A 402-nucleotide genomic window follows, 5' to 3' on the forward strand; every position below is an offset into this window, starting at 1 on the left:
AATATCTTTTCCATGTGCATATTGTTGAATAATATCATTTTTTTCTTTAGCATCATGTGTTTGAATGGAATTATTGAATTGGGAAAAGAAAATACCTGTTGTACATGCTACCCCTATTAGTATCAGACTAAATTTTTTCATCATTTCAATGACTCCCTTTCTAATAAGTTTCTTTTAGCTTTGTAACTTTTATAAAAATATTCATTAGATTTATCCTTATTCTTTTCTTCATAAAATCTTATAGCCAATTCTTCAGTATAATCTTGTATGTATTTCCATAGATTTTGTTTTTCAAAATATGGAATCGCGTCTAACATGACTTTTTCTAATTGTTCAGTAGATAATTTATTGTTTAATGCTTGTAAAAATAAGAAATGAATTTTATATTCTTGGTTACAAACA

General features: G+C 25.1%; 1 protein-coding gene. It reads right to left on the reverse strand.

Annotated features, from left to right (window positions below):
• Nucleotides 1–140 precede the first annotated feature (140 nt).
• Nucleotides 141–402, reverse strand: a 262-nt coding sequence (locus tag FE392_RS21200; RefSeq protein WP_319932039.1) for a hypothetical protein, incomplete at its 5' end; no start/stop codon positions are given.

This window comes from Xenorhabdus santafensis (assembly GCF_033949405.1).
GTDB classification, from domain to species: Bacteria; Pseudomonadota; Gammaproteobacteria; order Enterobacterales; family Enterobacteriaceae; genus Xenorhabdus; species Xenorhabdus santafensis.